17 protein-coding genes are annotated in these 14,605 nt (G+C 63.3%); 16 read left to right on the forward strand and 1 reads right to left on the reverse strand.

Going from position 1 to position 14,605, the window contains the following annotated elements:
• Positions 1–534 (reverse strand): hypothetical protein (locus GXY33_08605; GenBank protein NLX05190.1); only part of this gene is annotated, 534 nt, incomplete at its 3' end.
• Between the two features lie 832 nt (positions 535–1,366).
• Here GXY33_08605 and GXY33_08610 point away from each other — a divergent pair.
• From GXY33_08610 to GXY33_08685, 16 genes are all read left to right on the forward strand, one after another.
• Positions 1,367–1,555, forward strand: coding sequence for a hypothetical protein (locus tag GXY33_08610; GenBank protein NLX05191.1), 189 nt, complete (start codon positions 1,367–1,369; stop codon positions 1,553–1,555).
• Between the two features lie 52 nt (positions 1,556–1,607).
• Entirely contained in the window at positions 1,608–1,790 is a 183-nt protein-coding gene (locus GXY33_08615; protein NLX05192.1) for a hypothetical protein, read from the forward strand.
• Between the two features lie 386 nt (positions 1,791–2,176).
• Positions 2,177–2,323, forward strand: a complete 147-nt coding sequence (locus GXY33_08620; GenBank protein ID NLX05193.1) for a hypothetical protein — start codon at positions 2,177–2,179, stop codon at positions 2,321–2,323.
• 177 nt (positions 2,324–2,500) lie between these two features.
• Positions 2,501–2,944, forward strand: a complete 444-nt coding sequence (locus GXY33_08625; GenBank protein ID NLX05194.1) for a rhodanese-like domain-containing protein — start codon at positions 2,501–2,503, stop codon at positions 2,942–2,944.
• Positions 2,945–3,087: 143 nt separating this feature from the next.
• Positions 3,088–3,984 carry a polysaccharide deacetylase family protein gene (locus tag GXY33_08630; protein NLX05195.1) on the forward strand — a complete coding sequence of 299 codons (897 nt, stop codon included), beginning with the start codon at positions 3,088–3,090 and terminating at the stop codon, positions 3,982–3,984.
• Between the two features lie 144 nt (positions 3,985–4,128).
• Complete coding sequence (gene lptB / locus GXY33_08635) at positions 4,129–4,887, forward strand: LPS export ABC transporter ATP-binding protein (GenBank protein ID NLX05196.1); 759 nt, start codon at positions 4,129–4,131, stop codon at positions 4,885–4,887.
• A 39-nt stretch (positions 4,888–4,926) separates the two neighbouring features.
• On the forward strand, positions 4,927–5,619 hold the full coding sequence (locus GXY33_08640) for a phosphatase PAP2 family protein (GenBank protein ID NLX05197.1): 693 nt from the start codon (positions 4,927–4,929) through the stop codon (positions 5,617–5,619).
• Positions 5,616–6,767, forward strand: coding sequence for a glycosyltransferase (locus GXY33_08645; protein NLX05198.1), 1,152 nt, complete (start codon positions 5,616–5,618; stop codon positions 6,765–6,767). The genes GXY33_08640 and GXY33_08645 overlap by 4 nt, the downstream gene beginning before the upstream one ends.
• A gap of 49 nt (positions 6,768–6,816) precedes the next feature.
• Complete coding sequence (locus GXY33_08650) at positions 6,817–7,947, forward strand: M48 family metallopeptidase (GenBank protein NLX05199.1); 1,131 nt, start codon at positions 6,817–6,819, stop codon at positions 7,945–7,947.
• Between the two features lie 173 nt (positions 7,948–8,120).
• Entirely contained in the window at positions 8,121–8,687 is a 567-nt protein-coding gene (locus GXY33_08655) for an arginine decarboxylase, pyruvoyl-dependent (protein NLX05200.1), read from the forward strand.
• 79 nt (positions 8,688–8,766) lie between these two features.
• On the forward strand, positions 8,767–9,936 hold the full coding sequence (locus GXY33_08660; GenBank protein NLX05201.1) for a deoxyhypusine synthase: 1,170 nt from the start codon (positions 8,767–8,769) through the stop codon (positions 9,934–9,936).
• The gene (speB, locus tag GXY33_08665; protein NLX05202.1) at positions 9,933–10,832 is read left to right on the forward strand and encodes an agmatinase; all 900 of its coding nucleotides are present in this window, start codon (positions 9,933–9,935) and stop codon (positions 10,830–10,832) included. Before GXY33_08660 ends, speB begins: the two co-directional genes overlap by 4 nt.
• A gap of 2 nt (positions 10,833–10,834) precedes the next feature.
• The gene (locus tag GXY33_08670; GenBank protein NLX05203.1) at positions 10,835–11,998 is read left to right on the forward strand and encodes a hypothetical protein; all 1,164 of its coding nucleotides are present in this window, start codon (positions 10,835–10,837) and stop codon (positions 11,996–11,998) included.
• Positions 11,999–12,017: 19 nt separating this feature from the next.
• Positions 12,018–13,274 (forward strand): hypothetical protein, encoded by a 1,257-nt coding sequence (locus tag GXY33_08675; GenBank protein ID NLX05204.1) that lies wholly within the window; start codon positions 12,018–12,020, stop codon positions 13,272–13,274.
• Between the two features lie 49 nt (positions 13,275–13,323).
• Entirely contained in the window at positions 13,324–13,854 is a 531-nt protein-coding gene (locus tag GXY33_08680) for a hypothetical protein (GenBank protein ID NLX05205.1), read from the forward strand.
• A 481-nt stretch (positions 13,855–14,335) separates the two neighbouring features.
• Positions 14,336–14,605: DUF3795 domain-containing protein (locus GXY33_08685; GenBank protein NLX05206.1), on the forward strand; the 270-nt coding region annotated here is incomplete at its 3' end.

Genomic DNA, 14,605 nt, shown 5'->3' on the forward strand with positions numbered 1-14,605 from the left:
GGCGGTGTTATCGTGGACGAAGCCGGTGTCGTCGCCGGGAATCATCGCGCCGAGCATGATGCGGAACGTGGGATCTGCGTTCCTGATCTGCGTGGCCCACGCGTTGAAGGATGTGGCGTAGGCTTCGTGATCGAAGGGCTGGGCGGCCTGGCCGGGCACCGAGGTGTAACCGTCACGTCCGAGTTCGTGGCCGATCATCCAGACGGTCCCCGGCGGGTACAGCTCGGGATGGGCTTGGATCAGATCGCGGACGGCATTGGGAGCGGGAGGGGTGGCGTTGCGGCCGACGGTGGGAATGTACTGGATCGGCTGATCGACGGCTCCGAGGAGCGGCCCCGGGGAATCGGCCAAGCCGTCGAGACACCAGCCGAACCCGCCCAGCGATCGATGGTCGTAGTCGGCCAGCGACCGTTGGACCCGCTGGGAATCGAAGACCACTCCGAAACGTTGACTAAGCTCGTGGGGCGCAGCGGTGCTCGGAGCGGCCATAATCGCACCGACAATCGCGCCCGCAATGACCTGGACAGTTCCCACTGCTCTCTCTCCCATGCATTGCGGTTGCCGCGGATGTGGCTGTTGATGGCCGCCATCCTATCACGACGGGCGTTGGCCGTCAACGGGTTTGCGCCCGCAGGCGGCGCGAGTGCAACGTTTGCCGTGTGGGTTGGCGGCGAGACGATTATCGGACTATGACGCCGTACAGGTGTTAGGTGATCGAGGAGGCGGCACAGGGTCGGGAGGGGGATTGGAGTCGAGATCGGAGCCGATATTGTTGGCGTGTAAGTCGTTGTGAATTAAGGAACTGTAGTCGACTTTCATGTTGAGGGCGGTTTTGTCCAGAATGATTAAAACTTTCCTTGACAAATGCCGAAACTAGCTTATATATACTGAGCAAACGCCGTGAGCAGTGCGTTTGCGTGCGTCCGACGGCGTGCAGAAAATTTGGTTTTTTCATTGACACGATGTCGGCGTGGGAGTAAATAACTACGAATATTTACGCACAAGCACTCATTCAGGACGTTGTTTGACAACCAGGTAGGCAGGAGAGTAGGAAACAACGGCGCGGGTTCCGCGGCGACGAAAACGCGGGGTCGCGTCTGGCGAGGCAGGTAACGTCGAGGTAACGGCGAACCGGGATGGTTGGTCGGCGAGGCGACTCGGGCGGTTTTTTGTTGACAATCGACCGAGGAGGCTTTAAGAGTAGTCTATCCGCAGGGCCGGGAGTTGTGATCGACGTTTGCCGAACAGATCCATTGGGGATCGTGACGTTAGTTTCTTTGGGTTCGATCGCCCTTGGATGAAAGGCGATCGAGATCTGGTTTTGGTAAGTTCAGGTCTGTTGTTTCTGTTTATGGAGGTATTTGCAATGTTGAAGCGCGTAGTGTTATCGCTGTCGGCGTTGGTGGCGGTCGGCGGATGTGCTTGCCTGCCGGGGCTGCCGAAGTGCTGGCTGTGCGCCGCGGGGTCGAGCCTGATGGACACGATCCTGGGCCCGGATGGCGCGGTTGGCACGCTGGTCAACAGCCTGCTGGGCGGTCTGATTCCGGCCGTCTAAGGCGGGTTGCTCCAAGACGTTCACATTTCTAACCCAATTGGAGGTAAGTACGATGAAGAAAGTTGCTTCGGTTGCGATTTTGGCGGCGATCGCTGGCTGCCAGTGTCTGCCCGGTCTGCCCAAGTGCTGGCTGTGCGCCGCCGGTTCGAGCCTGATGGACACCATCCTGGGTCCGGATGGCGCGGTTGGCACGCTGGTCAACAGCCTGCTCGGCGGTCTGATTCCGGCTGCCTAACCAGCAGAACATGAACGCAAGTTCATGACGACCTTGCCGCAGTCGAGAAACATGATGCTTCGGCGACGGCGGTTGGTGGAGTAAGGCACCCCATGGGGCGGCTGTGATCTGCCAGAACAAGGTCGATGGTGACTACGCTACGTTTTGTCTGATTACGACAAGAAGAGAGCTAGCTCATCAGCGATAGGATGAAAGACAAAGGCTGAGGGTTCCGAAAGGATCCTCAGCCTTGTTCTTTTTAGGGGGCGGCGTGAAACGCGGGATGGCCGGCGCGACGTGAGCGTCTTCCCCGGTGGAAAGGGCTGAAGTTTTTCGGGGGATTTTGCCGAAAACACAGATGGTAAGCTGTGTGCTTGGCGTGGTGACCCTTTTCAAAGGAGTGTCCGATGAAGCCCCGTTTCGCCGTGGGAAAGATCGCGTTGGTGTTGGTTTCGACGCTTGTCCTGGTCTCGGGTTGCTGCCCGGGGATGGCCCTGAGCCTGCTGGGTGCCTTGGGGTTGGCGGTGTTCAGCGGTGGTTCGGCGCCGCAGTAGCGTAATAGCGTTTACGGCAGACCCCTGGCCCATGGCGGCAGGGGTCTTTGTATGCGCATCGGCTTGGTCTTGGTCAGACCGCTTGACGAGGCCGTGACGGCAGCATAAGAGCAAAGGAGGCGGGGTCAGGGGCGTTGTGTCGGGTAACGAACAAGCAAAGAAGCAGGAGAACTTGCGATGGGACGGAGCCGCTGGTATCGCGTGTTCGTAATCGCGCTGGGCTTGGCTTCTGCCGCCGTGCTGCCCGGAGCCGGGTGCCTGGAGGTGGTCGGGACGCTGCTTCCCGGGCAGACGATCGAGGACGTGACGCCGGCGAAGGCTTGCGAACTGATCCAGGCCCCGCCGGTCGATGGGGATTTCGTGATCATCGACATCCGCACCCCCAGCGAGTACGAGGCTGAGCATCTGGAGGGGGCGGTCAATATCGACTACTACGCCGAGAGTTTTCGGGAGGAGCTGGAAGCCCTGGACAGGGAGACCACCTACCTGATCTACTGCCGAACCGGCCGGCGGGCGGCTGGAGCCCTGACGATCATGCAGGAGTTGGAGTTCATGCACGTTTACAACATCGCCGGTGGAATCGTGCGATGGAACGCCGATTCGCCTCCCTGCGATCAGTAGCGTCGCAGTGGAAGGCTCCTGTGGCGCCTATGGCGGTTGATTTTGGCCGCTGATCCCGTACAATGCTCCTTTTAATCCCCGAATGTGCAGGCCGTGGTGGCCCTCAGCGGGGGCAGGAAGGGTCCATTGTAGAAAGGGTCAAGATGCTCAAATCAAGGAACGTGGCGTGGGTGGTGTCGGTCGGCATCAGTCTGGTATCGGGATGGGGCTGCTCGACGGTTCTGGACCCGAATACGACGGATCCGAACCAGTTTGATCCATCGGCGTTTTACGTCAACATTCAGGTCGATGCCGAGTTGCAGGAGGGGGAGGGGTACCTGACCGGGCTGAAGCGGATGACCGATGAGCTTGAGAGCCGGGGTATCAACGCCACGATCTATGTTTCGGCCGATTTCGCCAGTGCGCACGCAGCCGAGGTGCACGGGCTTTACGGTAAGGGCTTCGAAATCGCGTTGCACGGTTACTCGACCGGCGAACAACTGGCGACCATGACCTACGACGACCAGAAGGATGTGCTCTGCCGAGCCTTGGCCGCGGTCAAGGGCTGTGCCGCCTGCGGCGTTGGCCAACCGGTGGTGGGTTTTCGTCCGCAGTACTTCAGCCAGAACGCCGACACCTGTAAAATACTGGACGAACTGGAGTTCGAGTACAACAGCGGATACAAGGTGGGCGTGCAGGACGCCGACGGGTTCACTCCGCAGGCTGACCCCGTGCCGGCTGATGGACGCAGTTTTAACGTTCTGGCCATCACGACGACCAGTCATGAAGAAGAATTGATTTACCTGTGTGACATTTCTTGTGCGATGGCCCATCAGTTCACTCCCGAGCAGTTCGGCGAGTTGCTTTCAGCGGCGGTTCAGGAGTGCCGACAGAATGGACGGCCGCTGGTGGCTCTGTTCCACGGCTGGTACACTGGCGACAGCGATACCTACGACTACTGGACGAAATTCACCGCCTTCCTGGACGAGCTCGAGGCCCTGGAGAACATAAGCTTCGTCACAAGCCGTCAGCTTGTGGACCTGTACGAGGGTGACGACTGATTCCTTATCGGACCCTTTCAGGACCGATCATCCGATCAAGTAAACCTTTTGGCGGGCCGTCGGCGGTGGTATAATTCCACGTTTCGATCGGCAGTGCGCCGGCCGTTTGCGGTCGGTTGGATGGACAAGCAAGGAAAGTCTATGATGGACCCTCTTGTGTTATTGGAAGCCCGCGCCCTGGTGAAGCGGTACGGGGGGCGGACGGTGGTGGACGAGGTCTCGTTCCAGGTTGGCCAGGGCGAGATCGTGGGGTTGCTGGGCCCCAACGGGGCGGGCAAGACGACGTCCTTCCGGATTGCGGTGGGGATGATCCGGCCGGATGGCGGCCGGGTGGTCTTCAACGGCCAGGACGTGACCGACCTTCCGATGTACAAGCGGGTGCAGTTGGGGATGGGTTACCTGTCGCAGGAAAGCTCGGTATTCACCCGCCTGACGGTGGAGGAGAACCTGCTGGCGATCCTGGAGACCTTGCGGATTTCGCGTCGCCAGCAGCGGGAGACGGCGGAGCACCTGCTGGGCCAGTTCGGACTGCTCAAGCTTCGCCGCCAGCAGGCGCGGACGCTTTCGGGCGGCGAGAAGCGAAAGCTGGAGATCGCGAGGGCCCTGGTCATCAAGCCGGCGCTGATCCTGCTGGACGAACCGTTCAGCGGTGTGGATCCCAAGGCGGTGGAGGATCTCCAGCGGGAGATCAAGCGGCTGCAGCGCGAACACAACATCGCCATCCTGCTGACCGACCACAATGTGCGGGAGACCCTGCGGACGACGGACCGGGCGTACATCATCCACGAGGGCAAGCTGATGGCCCAGGGACGTCCGCCGGAACTGGTGCGAAATGAGCTGGTCCGCAAGACGTACCTTGGCGAACACTTCCGGCCGGAAGAGGTCGAACAGACCATTCCGTAGACCGTTGGCAACGGATTTCCAACCTTTCCGGATCGACCCATGAAGCAAGGCGGCCCCAAAGGCGGCGGCATCGACTGGAAGACGACGATCGGCAAGCTGGTCCTGATCGCCGCGGCGGTTCTGGCGATCTGGTTCCTGATCGCCCAGTTCATGGATGACTCGATGCTTCGCTACTGGAAGTTTCGGTCGAAGAAGGTGCACGATACCGCCGAGCACGTCTTTGGGTTCTTCAGCTACTATAAGGAAGTGGTAGCGCTGGCGCTGCTGGTCTGGGCGTGTCTGATTGCCGGGACCAAAAGCGAGAAGTGGCGTTTCATCATGCAACTGCTGCTGGCGGCGACGTTGGTGGCGGTGCCGGTGTGGTTGGGCAAGATAGCGGTTCCACGGGTTCGCCCGAAGTGGTTCCAGGGGACGCGTTGGACGGAGAGCTTCCAGAACGTCACGGAGAAGTTCGGTGAGATGAGCCTGAGCACGATCTTCTCGCCGGCGGCGTACAAGGACCAGTCGTTCATTTCGGGCGACGCGGCGATCGCGTTCGCAATTTCAGCGGTGTTCGCGTGTCACTTTCCGGCGCACCGCGCGATCTTCTACGTGCTGGCCGTCGGCTGCGCGGTCAGCCGGTTCGTCTTCCTGCACCACTGGCCCAGCGATATTTTTCTGGGCGCGGTGGTGGGCTACCTGGTCGGTCGGGCGGTGCTGGTGCTGACCGGCGACGTCCGGGTGGGGACATGAGCCGCAGGATCGCCAGGGTGATCACGCGGCTGAACGTCGGAGGGCCGGCGTACCAGGCGGTCCTGCTTTCGCACCTGCTTTCCTCCCGCGGCTACGAGACTCTGCTGATCGCGGGTCGCTGCGAACCGCACGAGCCGCCGTTCGACCGTCTGCTGCGGGAGTATCCCTGCGAGGTGGTGTTCTGCGAGCATCTTCGGCGCAGCATCCACCCGGTTCGCGACGCCGCAGCGATGGTGGAAGTGCGGCGGATACTGCGGCGGTTCGGTCCGGACCTGGTGCACACGCACACGGCCAAGGCGGGATTGGTGGGGCGTCTGGCGGGCCGCGAGGCGGGGGCGAGGCGTCTGGTTCACACGTTCCACGGCCACGTGCTTGAAGGGTACTTTTCGCCGCCGGTGCAGTGGGCGGTCCTGAAGGCTGAGCGGCGTCTGGCGAAGATGACCGACCGGCTGGTGACGATCAGCCGACGCCTGGCCCAAGACCTGGAGCAGCGGTTCGCCCTGGCTCCGGCTCAGAATATCCGGGTGATCGAACTGGGTTTGCCGCTCGAGCGGTTCCTCTCGCTTCCAGCGGGCGGACCATGGCGGCGGCGGTTCGGGATCGCCGAGACGGCGGTGGTGATCGGTTCGCTGGGCCGGCTGGTGCCGGTCAAGAACCACGCGAGGCTGATCGAGGCGGTCGCGAGCCTGGGCGGGTTGTTGGCGAAGCGCGACGTACACGTTCTGATCGGCGGGACCGGCCCGCTGGAGGCGCAGCTTCGCCGGCGGATCGCGGAGTTGGGCCTTTCGTCGCGGGTGCACCTGGCGGGTCTGGTGGAGGACCTGCCGGCGTTCTACCGCGAGGTTGATCTGGCGGTGTTGACCAGCGACAATGAGGGTACGCCGGTCACCCTTCTGGAGGCCCAGGCGGCGGGACGGTACGTGATCGGGCCGGCGGTCGGCGGCGTACCCGACGTGATTGGTCCGGCGACGGGCCGGGTGGTGTCGCCCAATACGGCGGACGCCTATGCCGAGACGCTGCGGGAGCTGTTGGAACGGGACGCGTTGCCCGCGGTCGGCGAGGCGGACCGTCGCGCGGTGGTCGAGCGGTTTTCGCCGGAGCGTCTGGTGGATGATATCGACCGGCTGTACCGGGAGCTTCTGGACTGAGGGCCGGCGGACGCGAGCGCGCAAACGCCGAGGGAAAAGCGAGAAGTGCATGGAACAGAACCAAACGGATGATGGGCGTAAACAGGTTCGGGCCAAGGCATATCAGCAGAGCCAGTTGCAGCTCGGCGTGCTCGAGGAGGTCTGCACGATCTTGTTTCTGGTCGTGTGGGTCTACCTGGCGGCGGTCGTCGTGGATCGACTTGGTCTGAACAACCGGTACGCCCTGCTGCTGGTGTTCGGGGCGATCCTGTACTTTTCGTATCAGGCCGCGCTGTTCGTGCTGGACTACCTCGGCGGATACCGGTTGGAGCACCGGTACGATCTGAGCACCGAGAGTCTCGGCCAGTGGCTGTGGCGGCATACCAAGGCGGTGGTGTTGTGGGGCGTGCTTTTGGGAGTTCTGGTGGCTGGGCTCTATACGGCGGTGTGGTACGTGCCGTACTGGGCGTTTTGGTCGTGGCTGGCGTGGATGCTGCTGACGGTATTGCTGGCGCAGGTGTTTCCGGTGGTCATCCTGCCGCTGTTCTATCCGAGCGAGCGGCTGGAGGATGAAAGCCTGCTGGAGCGGTTTCGGCAGCTTTCGGAGGGGACGGGGATTTCGGTGGAAGGGGTCTACCGGTTGGAGTTGAGCAAAACGACGCGGAAGGGCAACGCCATGCTGGCCGGCCTGGGCCGGACCCGGCGGGTGCTGCTGGGCGATACCATCCTGGACAAGCTGGGCCCGGAGGAACTGGACGTGGTTTACACCCATGAACTGGGCCACCACGTGCGGCGGCACTTTCCGAAGCTGCTGGTCGTCCACGCCCTGGCTAGCGGGATGCTGTTTGCCCTGCTGTACGTCCTGCTCGACGGTTTCGCCGGCGCCTCGGGCCAAGCGGTGGCCGAATCGATCGTCCGGCTGCCGGTGGTGGCGCTGGTCATGTCGCTGTTCTCGTTCCTGCTGCGACCGGGTCTCAACGCGATCAGCCGCCACTTCGAGCGTCAAAGCGACCGCTATGCCCTGGAACGGACCGGCTCGGCCGAGCCGTTCATCCGGGCGTTTGACGCCCTCGCCGAACAGAACCTGGCCGACCCGAGCCCGTCGCGCTGGGTGGTGATCTTCTACTACGATCATCCGCCGATCCACGAGCGGGTGGCGATGGCGAGACGGTGGCAGGAGGGGGAGCGGTCGGCCTCCTGAAGCAGGCGTTGGCGACGAGGTTACCGGGCTGCGGGACTGAAAACTTAGGCACGGCCGCGTATGATTGGTGTAAGCTTTTCTTGCTTGGAGGGAGTAACTCTAATAGAATACGCTAACCGCCTGCGCAAGGGTCAGGCGGACGGGCAAGTCGATCGTGCGAGGACGAAAAAAGAATGAGCAATAGCCGTGTGCCGAAGATGATGTTCTTTACGAAGGGCGTGGGCAAGGACAAGACGAGCCTGCAGGCCTTCGAGGCGGCGCTGCGAAACGCCGGGATCGCGCATCTGAACCTGGTGAAGGTCAGTTCGATCTTCCCGCCGGGGTGCAAGATCGTGGGCAAGAACCGGGGCATCAAGAAGCTTCAGCCGGGCCAGGTGACGCACGTGGTGCTGGCCGAGTGCCGGACCAATGAGCCGAACCGGCTGGCCTGCGCGGGCGTTGGTCTGGCGGTGCCGGCGTCGGGCCAGAACTACGGGTACATTTCGGAGCACCACGGGTTCGGACTGACGGAGAAGAAGTGCGGCGACCTGGTTGAGGATATGGCCGCGACGATGCTGGCGACCACGCTGGGCATCGAGTTCGACCCGGATACCGACTATGACTCCCGGCGGGAGATCTACCGCATGTCGGGCCAGATCGTCGAGAGCCGGGCGATCGTGCAGACCGCTGAGGGCGACAAGACGGGCCTGTGGACGGCGGTGGTGGCGGCGGCGGTGTTCGTGCCCGCGGACGACGAGTAGATTGACGTCGCCTCGGAGAGCCGCGACCGCGAGGGAGCGGAGTGTGCGTGGTTCGGTCCAGTAATCTTGAGGTGTAATGATGGGCGGGGAGGACGGACATCACGGGGGCAGGGACGCGTTGCTGTCGGGCCAGGCGATCGAACCGCTGAAGGTCGAAGGCGGGCAGCAGGTCGTGGACCTGATCGAGAAAATCTACGCGCATTCGGGCTTCAATGCCCGGCGGCTGGCCGATGCGTGCCGGATCTACTGCCGGATGCTGGAGGACCGGACGACGGTGGCGCTGACGATGGCCGGGGCCATGACGCCGATCGGGATGTCCGGGCCGATCATCGAGCTGATCCGAAACGGCTTCGTGGATTTCATCATCAGCACCGGGGCCAATATCTACCACGATCTGCACCGCCCGTTCGATCTGCCGATGGTGCAGGGGCACTGGGCGGTTGACGACAACGCGTTGGCCGAGGAGGGCGTGGCTCGGATTTACGACGTGTTCATCACGGAAGACGAGTCGCTGGACGTGACCGACGAGGTTTTCCGCAACGCGCTGATGACGATCCCGGCCGACACGCCGATCTCGACGGCGCAGCTGCATCACCATCTGGGCCGCGTGTTCGGCCAGGTGGCGCCGCATCCGGAGAAATCGTTCCTGGTCGCGGCGGCCGAGCACGACGTGCCGGTCTACACCAGTTCGCCCGCGGATTCGTCGGTGGCGATCGCCGCGGTGGTGCCGTACATCCATGAGCACCGAATCCTGATCGACCCGATGATGGACCTGATGGAGACGACGGCAATCGTCTGGAACGCCGAGAAGAACGGCGTGGTCGAATTGGGCGGCGGGTCGCCCAAGAATTTCTACCTTCAGACCCAGCCGATCATCTGGATGGCGTTCCAGAAGGACCTGGCCAGCGGCGGGCACGACTACTTCATCCAGCTCACGACCGACGCGCCGCACTGGGGCGGGCTGTCGGGGGCGACGCCGCAGGAGGCCAAGAGCTGGGGCAAGATCAAGGACGCCGCGGTCAACAACGCGGTGGTCTACTCGTGCGCGTCGATCACGTTTCCGCTGCTGGCGGGCTACGTGCTGTCGAAGCAGCCGCCGCTTCCGCCGAAGCGCCTCTTTGGCCGGCGGGAGTCGCTGGTCAACCAATTCATCGAAGAAGGACGCCGCAGCCCGCGGCTGCGCGAGCAGTGGGATCGGGCCCAGGCGTTCCTGGACAAATACCCCAAACTCAAGGACCTTTGGAAATGACCGATTCGCTTCCGCTGAACTTTCTGGGATTGCCCGCATCCGACGCCGACTATCGCCGGGCGCGCTACGTGGTCTGGCCGGTGCCGTACGACGCGACGGTCTCGTTCCGGACCGGGAGCCGCGAAGGGCCGCTGGCGATCATCGCCGCCTCACGGCAGACCGAGCTGTTCGATCCGCAGCTCGGCCGGGAGATCCACCAGCCCGGCGTGGCCACGCTCGACTTCTTCGAGCCGGACGTCAGTTCGGCTGAGGCGACGATGAACGCCCTCTTCCGCCGGGCGAAAAAACTCGTCGCGGACGGCAAGTTCCTGCTGACCCTCGGCGGCGAACACAGCATCAGTTCGCCGATCATCCGGGCCCACAAGCCGAAGTTCAAAGGCCTCTCGGTTCTGCACATCGACGCCCATCTGGACATGCGCGCCGCGTGGCAGAACAGCCCCTTCTCGCACGCGTGCATCATCCGGCGGGTCCACGAAATGGGCATACCGACGGTCTCGGTCGGCATCCGCAACGTCTCGCAGGAGGAACATCGGTATCTCAAGAAAAGCGGAGCGACGGTGGTCTTCGGCGAGCAGGTCCACCGCGATCGCGAAGGCTCGATCCGCCGGGCGATCGAGGCGCTGTCCGACCAGGTTTACCTGACGATTGACATGGACGGATTCGATCCGGCCTATGCTCCAGGCACGGGGACTCCCGAGCCGGGCGGGTTGGACTGGTACGCGGTCAACGACCTGCTGACCGAGATTGCCCGCACGAGGACCATCGTCGGCGCCGATATCGTCGAGACCATGCCGGCGCCCGGGCAGGTGGTCACCGAGTTTCTGGCGTCGAAACTCGCGGTGCGGATCATCGCGCTGACCCAGATGTTCGAGAAACGCGGCAGAGGCGGGAAATAGACATGACTTCACGCGAGCGGCTGCTCTCGGCCCTGGCGATCGGGCCGACCGACCGGGTGCCGATCAGCACCTATGAGCTGGTCGGTTTCGACGAACACAGTTGGTACAATCAGCAGGCGTCTTACGCGCCGCTAATGGACCTGGTGCGGGAGAAGACGGACTGTCTGTACATGGCGTACCTGCCGGGGCCGCGGCTGAGCAACCCAGCCGATGCGGTGCGCACGACCGACGGTTCGCCGGAGGGCGACTGCGTCGAGTATCGCGAGCATCGCCAGGGGGCGTCCCGATTCATCCGCACCGTGTACCATACGTCCAAAGGCGACCTTTCGAGCGAGCATCGGATCGACGACGACATCTACACCACCTGGACGCTCGAACATCTGCTCAAGACGATCGACGACCTCGACAGGTACCTTGCGATCTCGTGGGAGCTGCCCGAGTTGGACCTGAGCGGTTTTGCCGAGACTCAGCGGCGGTTGGGCGATCGGGGAATCATGATGCCGTCGCTGTCCGACCCGATCTGCGTGGCCGCCGATCTGTACGAGATGGGGCAGTTTCTGATCCTCGCGCTGACCGAGACCGATCGGATGCGCTATCTGCTGGACGTCGAGCACGAACGGCAGATGGCCCATCTGCGGGCGGTGCTGGAGGCGGGCCGAAAAGCGGGCGTGGACTGGACGGCGGTGGTATTCCGCATTTGCGGACCGGAGTATGCGACGCCGCCGTACCTGGGGCCGGAACATTTCGCGATGTTTGTCACGCCGTACGTGCGGCGGATGTCGGACCTGCTTCACGAGTACGGCGCGAAGATGCGGCTGCACAGCCACGGCAAGATCGCCCGCGTGCTCGACGAGATTATCAAAACGGAACCGGACGCCCTCGATCCGATCGAAGCCCCGCCGGACGGCGACATCACGCTGGGCGAGGTCAAGAAGCGCATCGGCGACCGGGTGTGCCTGTTCGGCAACATCCAACTGAAGCTTCTGGAGCACGGGCGGCCCGAGCAGGTGCGGCAGTTCGTAGTGGATGCGTTCGAGCAGGCGAAGGCCGGCGGCGGCTACGTGATCATGCCGACTGCGGCGCCGATCAACACGCCGCTCTCGCCGCGAACGCTCGAGAACTACCGCGTGTTCATCGAGACCGCCCTGGAGTTCGGGGCGTACTGATCGGCGAATTGGACGAAGGATGCGATACGACCTGATCCGCAAACGGCCGGTGCTGGCGTCGGGCATACTGGCGGTCGGAGTCGTCGTCTACTGGCTGGTGCAGCAGCCGCGGCTCTGGACGCTGGCCGACCCGTTGATCGATCCGTACTGGATCGTGATGAGCTGGGTGTGGTTCGTGCCGATCGCGGTCTCGGCCATCTTCGACTCGCACCGGCGCCGGCGCTTCTGGCTGGTGCTGGCCTACGCGATTCTGACCGGCCTGCTGGCGGCGCGGCGCGGATACTTCGTGGTGCCGGTGATCCCGCTGCCGACGGCTCTGGTGGCGCTGCCGCTGTTCCTGGTGGTCAATCTGGGTCTGGCGCTGCTGGCGGAAGGCATTTCGCAGGACATCCTCAAGCACCTGCGGCGGTTCGATTTCGACGGTTGGTGCCACGCGTGCGGGCGGGTGCTGTTCGACGAGGACCGCCAGTCCGCTTCGTGCCCGCGCTGCGAGGCCCCGCCGTCGATGGCGTGGGGCGCGGATGAGCCGGACGAACCGGGCACGCCGCGCGACCGTCCGACAGGTTCGTTGCGATTTGGCACCGTGGTGACGGCGGCGTGTTTTCTGATCCCGCCGGTCTACTTCCACCTGGCCCTCAGCGATGAGGCGGCGCTTGGGCGGGTCGCCGCGGGCCAGGACTGGTCGCAGGGCGCAGCGATCTTTCCGCTTCGGCCGACCGACGTGCTGGCCCCGCAGTTTCGCGTGCTCTGGTCGACCGGGCCGACGCCGGTGCGGCTTGACGTACTGCCGGTGCCGTTCGAGTTGAAGTCGCGGGCGCGGGCCGAGGCGTATCGGACGGTGATCGACCGGCAACTGAGGCAGGCGGGACTGTCGCGGCTGCCGATCCCGCTGCTGGACCCGTTCGAGGTCAACCACCGCCTGTCCTGGGCGAAGTTCGCGCCGGTCGGGTCGCTGCCGTTCTCAGCCGGCGCGGTGTCGCTGGCGCCCGGCGATCCGGGACGCCTGCGGCTGAGCTTTCACGAGTGGTCGGCGCAGATCGCAGTGGCGGAACCGATCGAGCAGGCGGCGGTCGAGGGGCCGGTACAAATGCTGGCTTTGCGGATCGGCCAGGGCTACTGGACGTTCCTGGAGTACGGCGGAATGGCGCAACTGTACTACACCTCGCCGCAGTTCGGGCTGGGTCCGCCGGTTCAGCCGACCGAGTTTCCCGACCGCTTGGGGATTCCCAGTGGCAATGCGCCGCTGCCGATTGACCCGCCGGTCATCAGCCGGTAGAATGCCTGCCGACGGGTAAGGGTTTTCTTTTCCAACATGGAGGTGACGAATGTTGCGGATTTCCTCGCGCCTGGTCCTCGGTCTGGCGGTCCTTTGCGGTCTGGTCCTTGCCGGCGGCTGCGACAAAAGCGGCCTGAGCATGACCAAGAAAGACAGCGTGCCGCAGGTGAGTCTTGACGGCCACGCGGCCGGCAAGAGCATGTTCAAGAAAGCGGTCAAGGGAGACGACGGGATTCTTGAGATCGGCGAACCGGTCAGCGTCGCACCGGTTTTCTCGTTCGAACTGAAGGATCCCGCCAAGTACGGCGAGATTACCAACACGATCATCAACATTTTCGAGGCGGATGGTGCACAGGCGATCTTCGCGGTCTTTCCGGTGGATCAGAAGGTTGAGACATTGATGAAGGCCGGCGAGGCGTACAATCTCGGCGCCCCGCCGGACAACCTGAAGGTGGTCAACCTGCGGAACGAGATGGTCGAAGGCGTGCAACTCCAGCCGGGCACCAAATATAAGATGACGTTTACGATTGCCGGCAGTAAGAAGAGCGACACCGCGGTCCTCACGTTCAAGACCCAATAACATCTCGCAGCCGACGCCGGTCGGCCGCCATTGCAGGTAAAAACGCGCCTCGGCGGGGCAGCAGTGCGCTGCCCCGCCGAGCCTCTTCCATCCCTTCCTCCCAGGCCGGTCTCGGCCGTCCCACCGCCATGCCCAACGCATCCCGTTGATCCACCCGTCGGCCGAAACCCGCAGTTTCCTTTCCTCCCTCAAGACACGATAGAGCAACCGCCATGCCATCCGACGGTGGATACGCCGGACGGGCTGGTGGCGGATTCTATCGGACCTTCACGGGCCTGATGCGGCGTATGGCCCTGCCGTCGGTTCATTTTGCGTATTTTCACCCATCTTCCGAGCCATGCCATCGTCACGCCGTGTCGGTTGCCGTTGGAAGGCCCATCACAATGTTGGGGTTGTGGCCGCCGTGAGCGTGGAGTAGCATGGATCCATCAAGGTCTGCGGCACGCCTGATGCCTGATGATGGTGAGGAAGGAACATGACGATGCGCAGAGCGGAAGTCGGACCATGCGGGAATATCTGTGGCGGTTGCCCGGATTTTCGGGTACTCAAGAAAGGCGACGACGCCTTTCGCCGACAGGTCGCCGCGAACCTCACCCAGGAGGTCGGACGGCCCGTATCGCCCGAGGAAGTGGGATGCGAGGGCTGCTGGGGCGGTATTCACAACGCATTGGCGGCGTCCCTGGAATGCCGGATACGACAGTGTGCGGACGGCAAAGGCTTCGCCACCTGCGCCGAGTGCGGCGATTTCCCC

The sequence above is a fragment of the Phycisphaerae bacterium genome, from assembly GCA_012729815.1.
Lineage (GTDB): Bacteria > Planctomycetota > Phycisphaerae > JAAYCJ01 > JAAYCJ01 > JAAYCJ01.

What these genes read in the sequence shown, in the direction of transcription:
- GXY33_08675 (NLX05204.1), top strand. Translation starts at nt 12,018, where the DNA reads ATGCGATACGACCTGATCCGCAAACGGCCGGTGCTGGCGTCGGGCATA.
- GXY33_08650 (NLX05199.1), top strand. Translation starts at nt 6,817, where the DNA reads ATGGAACAGAACCAAACGGATGATGGGCGTAAACAGGTTCGGGCCAAG.
- lptB (NLX05196.1), top strand. Translation starts at nt 4,129, where the DNA reads ATGGACCCTCTTGTGTTATTGGAAGCCCGCGCCCTGGTGAAGCGGTAC.
- GXY33_08640 (NLX05197.1), top strand. Translation starts at nt 4,927, where the DNA reads ATGAAGCAAGGCGGCCCCAAAGGCGGCGGCATCGACTGGAAGACGACG.
- GXY33_08655 (NLX05200.1), top strand. Translation starts at nt 8,121, where the DNA reads ATGAGCAATAGCCGTGTGCCGAAGATGATGTTCTTTACGAAGGGCGTG.
- GXY33_08630 (NLX05195.1), top strand. Translation starts at nt 3,088, where the DNA reads ATGCTCAAATCAAGGAACGTGGCGTGGGTGGTGTCGGTCGGCATCAGT.
- GXY33_08620 (NLX05193.1), top strand. Translation starts at nt 2,177, where the DNA reads ATGAAGCCCCGTTTCGCCGTGGGAAAGATCGCGTTGGTGTTGGTTTCG.
- GXY33_08660 (NLX05201.1), top strand. Translation starts at nt 8,767, where the DNA reads ATGGGCGGGGAGGACGGACATCACGGGGGCAGGGACGCGTTGCTGTCG.
- GXY33_08645 (NLX05198.1), top strand. Translation starts at nt 5,616, where the DNA reads ATGAGCCGCAGGATCGCCAGGGTGATCACGCGGCTGAACGTCGGAGGG.
- GXY33_08610 (NLX05191.1), top strand. Translation starts at nt 1,367, where the DNA reads ATGTTGAAGCGCGTAGTGTTATCGCTGTCGGCGTTGGTGGCGGTCGGC.
- GXY33_08680 (NLX05205.1), top strand. Translation starts at nt 13,324, where the DNA reads ATGTTGCGGATTTCCTCGCGCCTGGTCCTCGGTCTGGCGGTCCTTTGC.
- GXY33_08625 (NLX05194.1), top strand. Translation starts at nt 2,501, where the DNA reads ATGGGACGGAGCCGCTGGTATCGCGTGTTCGTAATCGCGCTGGGCTTG.
- GXY33_08670 (NLX05203.1), top strand. Translation starts at nt 10,835, where the DNA reads ATGACTTCACGCGAGCGGCTGCTCTCGGCCCTGGCGATCGGGCCGACC.
- speB (NLX05202.1), top strand. Translation starts at nt 9,933, where the DNA reads ATGACCGATTCGCTTCCGCTGAACTTTCTGGGATTGCCCGCATCCGAC.
- GXY33_08615 (NLX05192.1), top strand. Translation starts at nt 1,608, where the DNA reads ATGAAGAAAGTTGCTTCGGTTGCGATTTTGGCGGCGATCGCTGGCTGC.